General features: G+C 73.1%; 11 protein-coding genes. 5 read left to right on the top strand and 6 right to left on the bottom strand.

What is annotated here, in order from left to right:
• Window positions 1–7 precede the first annotated feature (7 nt).
• The 3 genes from ACFWCH_RS09665 to ACFWCH_RS09655 all read right to left on the bottom strand — a co-directional run bounded on the left by ACFWCH_RS09665 (window position 8) and on the right by ACFWCH_RS09655 (window position 4221).
• Window positions 8–1864 (bottom strand): DUF4012 domain-containing protein, encoded by a 1857-nt coding sequence (locus tag ACFWCH_RS09665; protein ID WP_136028741.1) that lies wholly within the window; start codon window positions 1862–1864, stop codon window positions 8–10.
• A 61-nt stretch (window positions 1865–1925) separates the two neighbouring features.
• Entirely contained in the window at window positions 1926–2855 is a 930-nt protein-coding gene (locus tag ACFWCH_RS09660; protein ID WP_168442767.1) for a nucleotidyltransferase family protein, read from the bottom strand.
• Window positions 2856–2904: 49 nt separating this feature from the next.
• Window positions 2905–4221 carry a PqqD family peptide modification chaperone gene (locus tag ACFWCH_RS09655; RefSeq protein WP_378803440.1) on the bottom strand — a complete coding sequence of 439 codons (1317 nt, stop codon included), beginning with the start codon at window positions 4219–4221 and terminating at the stop codon, window positions 2905–2907.
• A 152-nt stretch (window positions 4222–4373) separates the two neighbouring features.
• Between ACFWCH_RS09655 and ACFWCH_RS09650 the strand changes: the two genes are divergently transcribed.
• Complete coding sequence (locus ACFWCH_RS09650; protein WP_378803439.1) at window positions 4374–5654, top strand: nucleotide sugar dehydrogenase; 1281 nt, start codon at window positions 4374–4376, stop codon at window positions 5652–5654.
• Window positions 5655–5676: 22 nt separating this feature from the next.
• Here the strand turns inward: ACFWCH_RS09650 and ACFWCH_RS09645 are convergent, their stop codons facing one another.
• Window positions 5677–6828, bottom strand: a complete 1152-nt coding sequence (locus ACFWCH_RS09645) for a glycosyltransferase family 4 protein (protein WP_378803438.1) — start codon at window positions 6826–6828, stop codon at window positions 5677–5679.
• Window positions 6825–8153 carry a hypothetical protein gene (locus tag ACFWCH_RS09640; RefSeq protein ID WP_378803437.1) on the bottom strand — a complete coding sequence of 443 codons (1329 nt, stop codon included), beginning with the start codon at window positions 8151–8153 and terminating at the stop codon, window positions 6825–6827. Before ACFWCH_RS09640 ends, ACFWCH_RS09645 begins: the two co-directional genes overlap by 4 nt.
• Window positions 8154–8327: 174 nt before the next feature.
• Here ACFWCH_RS09640 and gmd point away from each other — a divergent pair, with 174 nt between their 5' ends.
• The 4 genes from gmd to ACFWCH_RS09620 are packed head-to-tail and all read left to right on the top strand — an operon-like array spanning window position 8328 to window position 12867.
• Window positions 8328–9338: a GDP-mannose 4,6-dehydratase gene (gene gmd / locus ACFWCH_RS09635; protein ID WP_136028747.1), complete on the top strand. Its 1011-nt coding sequence runs from the start codon at window positions 8328–8330 to the stop codon at window positions 9336–9338.
• 2 nt (window positions 9339–9340) lie between these two features.
• Window positions 9341–10525, top strand: a complete 1185-nt coding sequence (locus ACFWCH_RS09630) for a glycosyltransferase (RefSeq protein ID WP_378803436.1) — start codon at window positions 9341–9343, stop codon at window positions 10523–10525.
• Complete coding sequence (locus tag ACFWCH_RS09625; protein WP_378803435.1) at window positions 10522–11637, top strand: DegT/DnrJ/EryC1/StrS family aminotransferase; 1116 nt, start codon at window positions 10522–10524, stop codon at window positions 11635–11637. Before ACFWCH_RS09630 ends, ACFWCH_RS09625 begins: the two co-directional genes overlap by 4 nt.
• 6 nt (window positions 11638–11643) lie before the next feature.
• A complete protein-coding gene (locus tag ACFWCH_RS09620) occupies window positions 11644–12867 on the top strand; it encodes a hypothetical protein (protein WP_378803434.1) in 1224 nt (407 codons plus the stop codon).
• 11 nt (window positions 12868–12878) lie between these two features.
• On the opposite strand, the gene wecB is transcribed toward ACFWCH_RS09620, so the two are convergent.
• A complete protein-coding gene (wecB, locus tag ACFWCH_RS09615) occupies window positions 12879–14009 on the bottom strand; it encodes a non-hydrolyzing UDP-N-acetylglucosamine 2-epimerase (RefSeq protein ID WP_136028751.1) in 1131 nt (376 codons plus the stop codon).

Raw genomic sequence — 14009 nt, 5'->3', positions numbered from 1 at the left:
CGCGGGATCAGCCGCAGCCGGGCGTCTCGAGCGTGACCGGGGTCTGTCGCACCATGGGCGTGGTCCACACGTCGTAGGGCCCGTAGTCGGCCCCGGTGGTTCCCTCCGCCCCCGTCATGTCGACCGTGATGACCGCGGCGGTCTGCGGCGGTGTGACCACGTTGATGCGCACGGCCGTGCGCCCGAGGTGGGTGCCCTCCGACACCAGCGTGTAGCTCTCGGCGCCCTCCACGCCCCAGCCGCTGATCGTGGCACCGACGGGCGCGTAGACGACCACGTCGGTGGCGATGTAGCCGGGCTGGAAGTGCGGGCCGGTGATGAAGTAGGGCAGGGCGTCGGCCTGCTCCGGCGTGATGTTGTTGGCGAACGTGATGGTCTGCCGGAACGACGGCGCGCCGGTCGCGGTGCACTGGTCGCTCGACGAGACCACGCTCGCGTCGGCGTAGTAGTCGGTCTTCGCGCCGGTGGTGTCATTGAAGTACACGCCGGCGACCGTCTGGTCCGCGTTGGAGGCGGGGAGCGTGCCGGCGACCTTGCTCCCGGTGAGCATCGCCTCGATGTCGGGGTTCGACGACCACAGCTTCATGCGGCCCTCGTCGGACGCCTGGCTCAGCGCGTCGAGGAACCCGAGCGGGCTCTGGATGCCGGTGGTGAGCGCGGAGAAGATCTGCGCAGCAGCCGCCGCGAAGAACTCGTCCTGGGCCGAGGCGTCGAGCACCTTGCCCGGCACGTACTCGCCGTAGGAGAAGTACACCTCGTTCAGCAGCATCGCCACCGCGTTGTCGCTCGTCAGGGTCTCGCCGGTCGCGAGCGGGATCGGGCCGGTGGCCTTGAGCATGTAGCTCAGCGCCACCGGGTCGGTCGAGATCACGTCGTCGAACGGCGGGAGCCCCTCGTCGGCCCACCACGCGCGCATGATCTCGACCGTGGTCGGGAAGTCCGGCGTCGCGGTCATGTTCGGGATCCAGCGGCCGATGATGTCGGAGTAGAGGTTCTGGGTCTCGGGGTCGAGCGGGGCGATGCTCTCCGGCCGCGCGTTGTCGAACTGCACGCTCGTAGCCTGGGTGGTGAGCTCGATGCGGCCATCGGTCGCGGTGACGAGGGCCAGCGCCGCGGGGTTGCCGCCGGAGGCCCGCAGCTCGGAGTTGCCCTGGAACATGAGCAGGTACGTGCGCGGGGTGCCCTCGCCGAGCGCCGCGGGGAGCACCCGCAGGATCGGGGCGAGCGTTCCCAGCGTGTCGTCCACGCGCGAGACCGCGTCGTCGAGCGTGCCCAGCGCTCCGGTGACCTGCGGCAGCAGCACCGAGCGGTCCGTCTCGTCGATGCGCTGGTTCACCGACGAGAACACCGCCGCACCGCTCGACACGACCTTCTCGAGGCTGTGCACCGCGGCCAGGTCGACGGCGCCGTCGACCGGGCGGAACGCGGCGAGGTCGAGCGTCGGCACGGCCTCGACGGCGAAGTCGGCGAGGTCGTCCACCCCCTCCGCGGCGGTGCGGATCGCGGCGAGGTTCGGGCCGAGGAACGGGATCCATTCCGCGGCCGTCCAGACGCCGTCCTCGGTCTCGGCGACCGCGGCGGCCGCGGACTTCTGCAGCGCGGCGGCGTCGGTGGTCGCACCCTCCGTGTCTCCGGCGACGATCTTGGCCGGCAGACCGCTCGCGACCGGGATCGCCCGGGTGAGGGCGTCCCGCACGGTCAGCGCCTTGGACACCGCGATCCCCCCGACCACGGCGGCGACCGCGAGCACGAGGGCGAGGACGCCGAGGGCGATCCAGACGATGCGACGCCAGGGGGCGCGACGCGGGACATCGCGACGCGCGTCGGCACGCAGCTGGGCACGGGTGGGAGCGGAGGAGGACATCGCGTCCTATTCAAGCGCAGTTCCCCGGGAGAACGCCGGTGGCCGCCCGCGGGCGTGCGGCTCAGCGGCGGCGCAGGTACCCGCGCAGCGACCGGAAGCCCCTGGCCCATCGCCGGCGCTGGAAGGCCAGGGCCTCGCGCCGGCTCGGCCGACGGTGCGGGTCGTTGCGGGGGATGTCGTCGCGGGGCACCCACAGCGCGTGCAGCAGAACCCTGACCTTGTCGCGCAGCGGGGCGTCGGCGATCTCCCTGATCCACAGCGACGCGGCCTTCGCCGGCGCCGGCTGCTGGTTCCGGAGCCACAGCGCCTTCTCGTCCGCGGTGGCGTCGTCGGCGGTGAGCGGCAGCCCCGCCTCCGCGATCAGCTCGCGCAGCACCCACTGCGCGCGACCGCCGCGCACGATGTCGCAGAACTCGCGCACCTCCGCGGCCGTGAAGCGCGTCGCGACGGCCGTGCGCACCGACTCCGCGTCACGGCGGTTCTTGGACACGTGCGGGTCGCGGGCGGCGTGCAGCGCCACGACGGCGGCCATGCCGGCGCGGGACGGGGTGAGCACGGCGGCGCCGCCCGCGCGGTGCACCTCCCTGCCCTGCCACAGCAGCTCGAACACGACCTCGGGCGCGGCGAGGAAGCCGGGGAAGAAGCGGTGCAGGTCGATGTCGCACGGCCAGTCGTCGTGGATCAGCGTCACGGAGTGCAGGTCGATGAACGTGGGCGGCATGCGGCCGGCGCGGGTGTGCCAGCCGCGCTGCTCCAGACGCTCGCGCAGCGCGGGCAGCGCCGCGGGGTCGACGAGCACATCGGCGTCGGCGGAGGGGCGGCGGTCGCGCAGCCCGTACTCGGCCGCGAACGGCCCCTTGAGCGACAGCGCCCGCACGCCGGCCTCGGCGGCCGTGTAGGCGACCAGGGCGTGCGCCAGGCGACCGGCGGCGTCGATCGGCAGCGCGCTCGACGCCGCCGCGGCGGGCGGTGCGTGCTGCTCCCCCGTCATCGCGCTCCCCTCCGCTCGCGGCGCCCCGCGGCCGCCCCTGATGCGCGCCTCACGGTCGCACGACCAGTCGTGCCCGCTCGAGCGATGCCAGCAGCGCATCCACGTCGTCCGCGACCACCGCGGGCTCCACCCCGTACTGTGCCGCGAGCTCGTCCAGCAGTCGCGTCCGCTGGACCGCACGCCGCTGCACCAGCACGTGCCACACCGACTGGGCGGAGTCGCGCAGGGCGAGGGGTGCGGCGGCCGGTGTCGACAGGTCGAGCGCCACGGTCGAGGCGCCGTGGTCGGCCCAGGTCGCGTGGTCCGCGATCCGCCAGCCGGGGTCGGCCGACAGCAGTCCGCGGTCGAGGAGCCGGGCCACAGCCGCCGGAACCTCGGCGCTCGCGACGGCGTCCGCGTCGCCGGTCCAGACGGCGGACTCCGCGGCGTCGAGCACCACGACCGTGCCGCCGTCGAGCACCACGACCGTGCCGCCGTCGTGCGCGGTGAGGGCGACCACGCGCCCGCCCTCGGTCACGAGCGCATCGGTCGCGCCCGCGCGGTGGAGCCGGGCCTCTCCGGACGCGGCGGTCAGCGGCTCGGCCACCGGGAGGGCTCGATGTCCGAGGCCGCGGGGACCGTGCGCCAGTGCGGCGAGGGCGGCGTGCGCGTCGTCGTCGTGCGGTGAACGCAGCTCGGCGACCCCCGCGTGCGCGACCAGCCGGGCGAGCGAGCGCAGCGGGTCGCGGGCACCGGGGAACGGCGGGGCCGCGGCGGCGAGGGCCGGGAGCACCCGTTCGAGCGCGACCGGCGTCGCATCCTCCGGCGGCACCGCGTCGTCGGCCAGGGTGGAAGGCAGCAGCACGCCCGCGAGGCGCAGCCGGGCCGGGGCCTCCGTCCGCTCATCGGCCGCGGAGGGCGCGACGGGCCCGTCGGCCGTCGGGACCGGTGCCGCACACGGGCGGAGGGTGCCGAGCGGATCGACCGCCACGAGCGTGCGGCCCCGGCTCACGAAACCGCCGTGGTGCGCTCCGGGCGGGAACGCCGCCGCGGCACCGCCGACGACCAGCACGGCGCGGTCGCCGCCGTCGGTGTCATCGACCAGCAGCGTCGCCTCGGGGGCCCAGACGTCGCGGTCGGCGAGCACCCGCCGTGCCGCGGTGAACACGGCGGCGCGCAGATCGGCGGCATCGGCCCCGGTGAGCTCGGCGAGGAACAGCGTGCGATCGACCGCCGCGCCCTCCGGGGCGACCGCGTCGGCCCAGCCGCGCAGGAGCGACGCCGCGCGGTCCTCGTCGCCACGATCGACCTCGACCGCGATGAACGCACCGGCGACGTCGAGCACGCGACGCCGCGGCGACGCCGAACCTTCTCCCGCACTGTCCATCGGGTTCATTCAACCGCAGGAGCCGCGCCCCGGCGACGCGCGCGACGCCGTGTCCCCGACCGTCCGGGACCGTCCGCGACCGGCCGGAATGCCGCATGACAGACTATGTTCGTCTCGGCGTGCTCGCGTCGCCCCGTCCGAATGGAGTCTCCATGCTCGACCGTTCCCGCCCCGTCGTCGTCATCGGACAGGGGTACGTCGGGCTTCCGCTCGCGATGCGCGCCGTGGAGGTCGGCTACACGGTGGTGGGGCTCGACCTCGACCGGGTGCGCATCGACGCGCTCGGCGACGGCCGGTCGTTCGTGGAGGACATCTCCGACGCGACCGTGCGTGCCGCGCTCGACTCCGGCCGCTACCGCGCCAGCGCCGACTACGACACCGCGCGCGACTTCGGGGTCGCGGTCATCACCGTGCCGACGCCGCTCAAGGAGACGCTGCCCGACCTGTCGTTCATCGAGTCGGCCGCGGCGTCGCTCGCCCCGTTCGTCACCCCCGGCGCGACCGTGGTGCTGGAGTCCACCACGTACCCCGGCACCACGGAAGAGCTCATGGTGCCGCTGCTGGAGAAGGGCTCCGGCCTCACCGCCGGCACCGACTTCTTCGTGGGCTACAGCCCGGAGCGCATCGATCCGGGCAACCCGCGATGGAACTTCGTGAACACGCCCAAGGTCGTCTCGGGCATCGACGCTGATTCCCTCGCGCACGTCGACGCGTTCTACTCCTCGCTCGTCGAGCGCACGGTCCCGGTGTCCACGCCGAAGGAGGCCGAGCTCACCAAGCTGCTGGAGAACACGTTCCGCCACGTGAACATCGCCCTCGTCAACGAGCTCGCGGTGTTCGCCGACGAGCTCGACGTGAACGTGTGGGAGTCGATCGACGCCGCCGCGACCAAGCCGTTCGGCTTCATGAAGTTCACCCCGGGCCCGGGCGTCGGCGGGCACTGCCTGCCGGTCGACCCCAGCTACCTGTCCTGGCAGGTGCGGCGCACGCTCGGCAAGAGCTTCCGGTTCGTCGAGCTCGCGAACGACGTGAACGAGAACATGCCGGCGTATGTGGTGCAGCGCGTGATCGAGCTGCTCAACGCCGACCGCAAGGCGCTGAACGGCTCGACGGTGCTGCTCGCCGGGGTGGCGTACAAGAAGAACTCGGGCGACAGCCGCGAGTCCCCCGCGCTGCGGATCATCCAGCTGCTGGCCGACTTCGGCGCGACCGTCCTGGCCGCCGACCCGCACGTGGTGGAGGCGCAGTGGCCGCGGACGGCCGAGCGCCGCGAGCTCACCGCGGAGACCGTGGCCGAGGCCGACCTGGTGATCCTCGTGACCGACCACGACCGCTTCGACTTCGAGCTGCTCGAGCGCCAGGCGGAGGCGGGCGCCGTGACGGTGTTCGACACCCGCAACCGTCTCGGCAACCCGAGCGTGCACCGCCTCTGACCGGCGCGGCGCCGGCCGGAGGTCAGGGCAGCTCGGCGGCGAGCGCCGACGTCCACACGTGCGGCGGTCGCGGTCGTGCGCGCCACCGCCCGTAGGTCTCCCCGGCCGCCCGGCGGGAGGCCAGCCGCTGCTGCGGGGTCGCCGCCGCCTGCGCCTGCAGGGCCTGCGTCCACGGCGCCACCGCCCGCTCGACCACCACGCCACCGCCCTCCGAGAGCACGTCGGTCCACGGCGTGTGCGGGGTGACGGCGACCGCGCACGACGCCGACAGGGCCTCCGCGATCACGTGGCCGAAGTTCTCGCCGGCCGTCGGCATGACCAGCAGCTCGTGCGACGCGAGCGTGGGAACGACGTCGTCGGGCGACACCGGGCCGTGGAACGTCACCGTGACGTGGTCGGGGAGGCCGCGCACGAGCTCCTCGCAGCGACGGAAGTAGGCGGCATCCTCCCGAGAGCCGTACACGCCGAGGTGCACGGGGGCCGTCACCGATGCCAGGGCCTCCAGGGCGAGGTGCAGCCCCTTGTGCTCCACGATGCGACCGAGGAACACCGCGCGCAGCGGACCCTCGACCGGCCGCGGTGCAGTGGCGGTCGCGGGCAGCAGGGTGTCGTTCTCCCGCTCGACGATCACGACCCGGTCGCCCCAGAGGCGGCGGATGTCGGCGGTCTCGTGCGGCGCCGTGGAGTGCCACACCACACGCCGCGGCAGGCCCAGCAGCCGGAACAGCCCGAGGTAGGCGCGCTTCTTGAGGCCGCGCCGGGAGAGCGCGCCGTCGCCGAACTCGCCGCGCGGGGCCAGCAGCACCCGCGCACGCCCCCAGAACCCGAGCCGCCACAGCACGAGAGGCGCGATCGACAGGCGGCGGTTCATGACGCTGTTGAGGTGGATCAGCTCCGGCCGGCGACGGCGCACGGCGCGGAGACCGCGCACGAAGCCGCCCATCGAGCCGAGCGCGGCGTAGTACACCTCGGCGCCGTCACGGCGGGTCCACCGGTCGGCGGGCACCGGGAGCGGGACGGTCTCGCCGAGGTCGCGGTCGGCGGTGAGCACGAGCGGGGCGAACGAGTCGGGGGCACTGTCGACCAGGGCGGCGATCGACCGCACGGGTCCCCCGCCGCGGAAGGCCGGGGGGTAGTACGGGGCGAGCACGGCGACCCGCCGGGCCGCGGTCACGACGGCTCCTCGCCGGACGCGGCCGCCTTCGCCTCGCGCCGGGCCGCGCGGCGCTTGACCGCCGTCTTCTCCAGCAGCAGGAACAGCATCACCGGCAGGAAGGACACGAAGAACTGCAGCACGCCGATCGTGCGGTCGGGGAAGGTCGAGAACCACCCGAGCGGACCGCTGAAGACCAGCCCCATCAGCACGATGCGCAGCACGCTGAGGTCGCGTCCGCCGCGGAGGATCACGGCACCGATCAGCGCCCAGAACGCGTACCAGAGCAGCAGGTACACCGGGCCGCCCAGCACGTAGGTGGTCGTGACGGGGAGGAACGTGTAGGTGGAGGTGGCGCTTCCGCCCAGGTACATGTTGATCTTGATGCCGGTCGAGATCGGCGGCCGCTCGGGGTCGAGCACGCGCGGCACCAGGCCGTAGCGCAGCATCTCGATGGGTCCCGGCTGGCCGAGGTCGAGCGGCATCTCGGTCACCTCGGTGGCACGGGCGATCTGCTCGTCGAACCGCAGGCGGTCGAACGCGCCGACCTGGGTGCTCACGGCGACACCGGTCGACTGGCGCAGCTCGTTGCGGATGTCGAACGCGAGGGGCCACGCGACGAGCACCACCAGCAGGGCGATCACGGCGTACCGGATGCGGATCACGCCGAACAGCAGCAGCATCATCATCAGGCTCGTGGCGAACGCCATGAGCGAGGCGGTCAGCGCCGTCAGGTACGCCTCGATCCCCTGCCCGAGCACGACGACACCGATCCAGATCCAGAAGGTCCGCACCGACAGCTGCCCCGCGAGCCGGGCCGCGATCAGCAGCGCGACGCCCACCGTGGGCCACCCGCCGACGAGCGCCGAGGCCATCGCGAGCGGCGCGGACACGGCCACGAGCCCGATCTGCGACTGGATGGACCCCACGCCGGCCGCGGCGGACAGCACACCGACCGCCACCCCGACCGCGGTCACCACGAAGGCCACCCGGCGGAGGGCCGGGCCGTACTCGTTCAGGCGCGCGAGGGTGGCGTCGGGCCGGAGCTCGCCCCGCTCCCGCTGCCGGTCGGTCCGCGACGACCGGGCGATCGCGATCAGCAGCTCGACGAACAGCGTGGCGGCGAGCGCGATCGCGAACACGCCGACGATGAATCCGAGGTGCTCGTTGTCGTTCCACACCGCCTGCGGCAGGATCAGCACGACGTACGGCAGGGCCAGGGCGACCGAGATCGGGAACGACCGGAACAGCCGCTGGAACCGCGGCGGACGACCGGCGGGGGCGGTCGCGACGTCGTCCTCGGACGAGGGTGCGTGCGCCTCCCGTGCACCGGAGAGTGTGTCCATCGAGAAGCCAGCTCGCCCTTCGTGCGGTTCGGATCCGGGGTGAGGGATCCGGCGAGGCCGACGACCGTCCGGCCACGGGGCGGGCAGAACGGGCGAATCCCCCGACGCCCTAGGATAGTCACGATCCGGAACCGCCGGCAGACAAATCGCAGCTAGCACGCACAAAGGGCAGAGATGAAGAAGGCGCTCGTTACAGGTACGACCGGACAGGACGGCAGCTACCTCGTCGAACTCCTGCTCAGCAAGGGATACGAGGTCCACGGCACCAAGCGCCGCTCGTCCTCCTTCAACACCTCCCGGCTGGAGGAGGTGGCCAGGGCCGAGGGCCACCGGCCGTCCGACCTGATCCTGCACTACGCCGACCTGTCCGACTCCGGCTCGCTGACGAACCTCATCCGCGACGTGCAGCCCGACGAGATCTACAACCTCGGCGCCCAGAGCCACGTGGCGGTGTCGTTCGAGATCCCCGAGTACACGGCCGACGTGACCGGCGTCTCCACCATCCGCCTCCTCGAGGCCATCCGCGCGAGCGGCGTCGACTCGCGCTTCTACCAGGCGTCGTCGTCGGAGATGTTCGGCTCGACCCCGCCGCCCCAGAACGAGGAGACCCCGTTCCACCCGCGCAGCCCGTACGGCGTGGCGAAGGTGTTCAGCTACTGGGCCACCGTGAACTACCGCGAGGCCTACGGACTGCACGCCTCGAACGGCATCCTGTTCAACCACGAGAGCCCCCGCCGCGGCGAGACCTTCGTCACGCGCAAGATCACCAGGGCGGTCGCGCGCATCGTCGAGGGCGTGCAGGACCGCCTGGTGCTCGGCAACCTCGACGCGGTCCGCGACTGGGGCTACGCGCCCGAGTACGTCGAGGCCATGTGGCTCATGCTGCAGCAGGACACGCCGGACGACTACGTGGTCGCCACGGGTGAGGCCCACACGGTGCGCGAGTTCGTGCAGGCGGCGTTCGAGCACGTGAACCTGAACTGGGAGGACTACGTCAGCACCGACCCGCGGTACGAGCGCCCCTCCGAGGTCGACGCGCTGATCGGCGACTACTCCAAGGCGGAGCGGCAGCTGGGCTGGAAGCCGACCACGACGTTCGCCGGTCTCGTGCAGCGCATGGTCGACGGCGATCTCGAGCAGGTGCGCGACGAGAAGGCCGGCAAGCACGTGCGGGTGGACATCTGAGCGTGCCCGACCTCACCCTCGACTTCACCTCGGTCAGCCCGAGCTCGGGCGGCGTCGGCGTGGTGGCGGCGGGGGTCGCGGAGGGCCTCGAGGCCGCCGACGTCCGCTTCCGCTGTCTGGTGAACGCCGAGGCCGCCGACGCCTGGGCCGAACGCCTCCCCTCGCTGACCTCGGCCATCGTCCCGGTGACGGTGGCGCTGAGCGCGACCAGCCGGTGGCAGCAGGCGCTGCGACGCCTGGTGCCGCGGTCGTCGAGGCTCGCGCAGCTGCTGATCGGGCGGGTGCGTGCCGTCCGGGCGCGCTCCACCTCCAGCGCCCTGGGCGACGGCGTGGTGTGGCAGCCGTTCCACCGCGTCCCCCTGGGCGGCGGACGCACCGTGGTGACGGTGCACGACCTGCGGGTGTTCGAGCCGGGGCTGGCCTCGCCCATGGACCAGGAGATCATCGCGCGCAACGTCGAGGGCGCCGCGGCCGTGATCTGCAGCTGGGCGCACCCGTACGGCAGCCTGATCGAGCGGTTCCCGGCCGCGGCGGACAAGACCTTCCTCATCCCGCTGCCCGTGCTCAACAGCGGGCCCTGGACCGATCGCACCCTGCCGGACGGCGGCGCCCTGCGGCTGCTACTGCCCGGCTTCGTCACGCCGCACAAGAACCACGAGGTGCTGGTGCGCGCGCTCCCGCAGCTCCCGGGCGCCGTCGCGGTGTTCACGGGCGCGGAGGACGGCGCGCAGGGCGATCAGCTGCGCGCGCTGGCCACCGAGCTGGGCGTCGCCGACCGCATCGAGTGGCTCGGCTTCGTCGACGCCGAGCGCCTGGAGGCGGAGTACGCCGCCGCCGACCTGCTCGTGATGCCCACGCGGTGGGAGGCGGCGAGCGGCCCGGTGTTCGAGGCGATCGTGCGCGGGCTGCCGTTCGTGGCGAGCCGCATCCCCCCGATCACCGCCCAGCTCGCGACGCTCGGCCTTCCCGCCCCCACGTTCGATCCCGACGCCCCGGACGAGCTGGTCGCGGCGATCCGGGAGGCGACCGCGGACCACGCGGCGTTCGTCGACCGGCTCCGTCCGCTCAGCGCGGAGCTGCGCGCACGCACCTGGCGGCAGATGGCGCAGGAGTACGACCAGGTGTTCGCCTGGGCGGGCGGGCGCGGCGACAAGCCGCAGCACCTGACGAGAGGCGACCACGCATGATCCCCGTTTCGGAACCCGACCTCGGCGACCTCGAGCGCCGGTACCTGCTCGACGCGTTCGACAGCGGCTGGATCTCGTCCCGCGGCGCGTACGTCGAGCGCGCGGAGGAACTGCTGTCGCAGCTCACCGGCGCCCCGCACGCGGCCGTGTGCAACAACGGCACGACCGCGCTGCACCTCGCGCTGCTCGCCGCGGGCATCGGCGAGGTCGACGAGGTCGTCATCCCCGGGCTCACCTACGTGGCCACGCTCAACGCCGTCTACTACGTGCGGGCCACGCCGGTCGTGGTCGACGTGCGCGACGACACCTGGTGCATCGACCCGGAGGCCGTGGAGCGCGCGATCACCCCGCGCACCAGGGCGATCCTGGCGGTCGACCTGTACGGGCAGACCGCCGACTACGACGCGCTGCGCCGGATCGCCGATGCGCACGACCTCGTGCTCATCGCCGACGCGGCCGAGTCGCTCGGGGCGACGTGGGGCGGCAGGGCGGCAGGGTCCCTGGCCGACATCAGCACGTTCTCGTTCTTCGGCAACAAGGTCATCACCAGCGGCGAGGGCGGTGCGGTCACCACGCCCCGTGCGGACTTCCACGCCGCGATCCTCCAGCTGCGCAACCAGGGCAACCACCCGACGCGGCGCTACTTCCACGACATGGTCGGCTACAACTACCGCATGACCAACGTCGCCGCGGCCATCCTCACCGCCCAGCTGGAGCGCGCCCCCGAGCTCATCGCGCAGCGCCGCCGCGTGGTCGCCGAGTACGAGCGCCTGCTGGGCGGCGACGACCGCGTGCGCGCGCAGGACACCGCACCCGGGGCCTCGCCGACGCCGTGGATCTACTCCGTGCGCCTGGTGGGACGCTCCGCGGCCGAGCGCGACGCGGTGATCGCGGCGCTCGCGGACCGCGGCATCGAGTCGCGACCGGTCTTCCCGCTCGTGCAGGACATGCCGTTCGTGCCCGAGGCGCAGCGCGCGCAGACCCCGATCGGGGCGGCGATCTCGCGCGAGGGCATCAGCCTGCCGACCTTCCCGCGGCTCGACGATGCGGCCGTCGCCGAGGTCTGCACGGCCCTGCAGGACGCGCTGACCGCCCTGCGCACCGACGGCTAGGCACCCGTGGCCGCACGCCTGCTCCCCGGCCTGCCCGGCAGCCGCCGCCTGATCTTCGCGGTCGGCGGCAACGGCATGGTCAGTCTGGCGAGCCTGGCGCTGTCGATCACGGTCGCCCGGGCGTCGTCGGTCCCGGTGTTCGCGGCGTTCTCGCTCGCGATGGTCGCGTACCTGTTCGGGTCGGGGCTCATCCGGTCCGCGCTCACCGACTCGGCCCTGTCCCGTCCGGCCGACCGCGACACGTTCGACCGCAGCTTCCGGCGGGCCTCGCTCGTCGCGCTGGCGGGGGCCGTGGTCGTGGTGGTGTGGGGCCTCGTGACGGCGAACACGTTCCTGGTGGTGCTGGGGGTCGCGTTCCACGGCCTCATCGTGTTCGACTTCCTGCGCACGTTCGACTCCGCCGCCGGGGCCGCGGGTCGGGCGATGGTGGCCACGACCGCGTGGTCGGTGCTGACGATCGCGGCCGCGGTGCTGTCGATCGCCGGGCATCTCGACGCCGGTGTCGTGTTCGTGGTGTGGGCCGCGAGCGGGGCGCTGGCCGGCTACGTCCTGATGGCGGTCGCGCGCACCCCCGTCCTCCCCGGCTGGTCGCGGCACCCCGCCGACACCAGGGTGAGCGGGCTGTTCGCGCTCGACTACGCCGTCGGCTCGGGCGGCGCGCTGTTCACCACCGGACTGCTGGGCCTCGTGTCCGACGGACGGGTGCTGGGCGCGGTGCGCGGTGCGGGCACGCTGCTCGGCCCGCTGAACCTGATCGCGACGACCGTCCGCTCCCTGCTGCTGCCGTTCCTGTCGCGCCGCGACGACGTGCAGGGCCGGCAGATCCGCGCGGCGCTGCGGGTCGCGCTGCTGCAGGTGGCGGTGCTCGCGCCGTTCCTGGTCGCGCTGCAGTTCCTGCCGGACGCGTGGGGCGAGCAGCTGCTCGGCGACACGTGGCAGCTCGCGAGCCTGGCCCTGCTGCCGCTGAGCCTGGAGGCGGTCTTCGCCCTGATCGGCGCGGTCGCCAACTCCGGGCACCGGGTGGCCTTCGCCGGGGGTCGCAGCCTGGCACTGCGGCTCGCGGTGGGCATCCCCCGGCCGTTCGTGGTGCTCGCGTGCGCGCAGGTGTGGGGCATCCCCGGTGCGACGTGGTCGATGGCGGCGATCTCCGCGCTCAACGCCGTGGTGTGGTGGGCGAGCTACTACCACCTGTCGCGGCGGCCGCGCCCCGAGGCGCCGCCCGTCGCCTAGCGCGGCACGGCTCAGGCGTCGGCGGGCAGCAGTCCCAGGCGGCGCCGGTGCGAGGGCACCGTGCCGTGGATGAAGCTCACCACGCGCTGCGCCGTGTCCTCGATCCGGTAGTCGGCCGGGGTCTCCGGGCGGCGCGCCCTGTCCAGCACGACCCGCACGGCGGCGAGCACGCGCTCGGGCTCGATGCCCGCGGTGACGATGGCCCCGGTGTCGATCGCCTCCGGCCGCTCGATGAAGTCGCGCAGCGTGACGGCGGGGAAGCCGAGCAGGCTCGACTCCTCGCTGATCGTGCCGCTGTCCGACAGGACGAGCTTCGCGTCCTGCTGCAGCTTGACGTAGTCGTGGAAGCCGAACGGCGGGTGGAAGCGCACGTCGTCGCTCTCGGCGATGCCCAGGGCCTCCAGGCGCTTGCGCGTGCGGGGGTGGGTCGACACCAGCACGGGCAGCCCGTACTCGGCGCTCAGGGCGTGCAGCGCGTCGACGGCGGCGCGCAGGCGCTCCGGGTTGTCGACGTTCTCCTCGCGGTGCAGGCTCACCAGGAAGTACTCCCCCGGCTCCAGGCCCGCACGGGTCACGGCGTCGCTCGCGTCGATCTGCTCCCTGTTCTGCGCCAGCACCTCGCGCATGGGCGAGCCGGTCAGCAGGATGCGCGAGGGATGCAGCCCCTCCGCGAGCAGGTTGCGCCGCGCGTGCTCGGTGTAGACGAGGTTGTAGTCGGCGACGTGGTCGACCAGACGGCGGTTGGTCTCCTCCGGCACGTTCTCGTCGAAGGAGCGGTTTCCGGCCTCCATGTGGAACACCGGGACCTTCAGCCGCTTGGCGATGACCGCCGAGATGCAGCTGTTGGTGTCTCCCAGCACCACGAACGCGTCGGGCTTCTCGGTGCGCAGCACCTCCTCGGTCTTCGCGAGGATGGAGCCGAGCGCCGCCCCGAGCGACGACGTGTCCGCCTCCAGGAAGTGGTCGGGCCGGCGCAGGCCGAGGTCTTCGAAGAACACCTCGTTGAGCTCGTAGTCGTAGTTCTGCCCGGTGTGCACGAGCACCTGGTCGGTGTGCTCGTCGAGCATCTTGATCGTGGCGGAGAGGCGGATGATCTCGGGTCGGGTGCCGACCACGGTCATCACCTTGAGCTTGTCGGCCAT

The organism is Microbacterium sp. NPDC060132, from assembly GCF_042729675.1.
GTDB classification, from domain to species: Bacteria; Actinomycetota; Actinomycetes; order Actinomycetales; family Microbacteriaceae; genus Microbacterium; species Microbacterium sufflavum.
This window is presented reverse-complemented; position numbering and strand designations above follow the sequence as displayed.

Coding starts and splice junctions, on each gene's coding strand:
- wecB (WP_136028751.1), bottom strand. CDS start 14,009: ATGGCCGACAAGCTCAAGGTGATGACCGTGGTCGGCACCCGACCCGAG.
- gmd (WP_136028747.1), top strand. CDS start 8,328: ATGAAGAAGGCGCTCGTTACAGGTACGACCGGACAGGACGGCAGCTAC.
- ACFWCH_RS09655 (WP_378803440.1), bottom strand. CDS start 4,221: ATGGACAGTGCGGGAGAAGGTTCGGCGTCGCCGCGGCGTCGCGTGCTC.
- ACFWCH_RS09640 (WP_378803437.1), bottom strand. CDS start 8,153: ATGGACACACTCTCCGGTGCACGGGAGGCGCACGCACCCTCGTCCGAG.
- ACFWCH_RS09650 (WP_378803439.1), top strand. CDS start 4,374: ATGCTCGACCGTTCCCGCCCCGTCGTCGTCATCGGACAGGGGTACGTC.
- ACFWCH_RS09625 (WP_378803435.1), top strand. CDS start 10,522: ATGATCCCCGTTTCGGAACCCGACCTCGGCGACCTCGAGCGCCGGTAC.
- ACFWCH_RS09660 (WP_168442767.1), bottom strand. CDS start 2,855: ATGACGGGGGAGCAGCACGCACCGCCCGCCGCGGCGGCGTCGAGCGCG.
- ACFWCH_RS09665 (WP_136028741.1), bottom strand. CDS start 1,864: ATGTCCTCCTCCGCTCCCACCCGTGCCCAGCTGCGTGCCGACGCGCGT.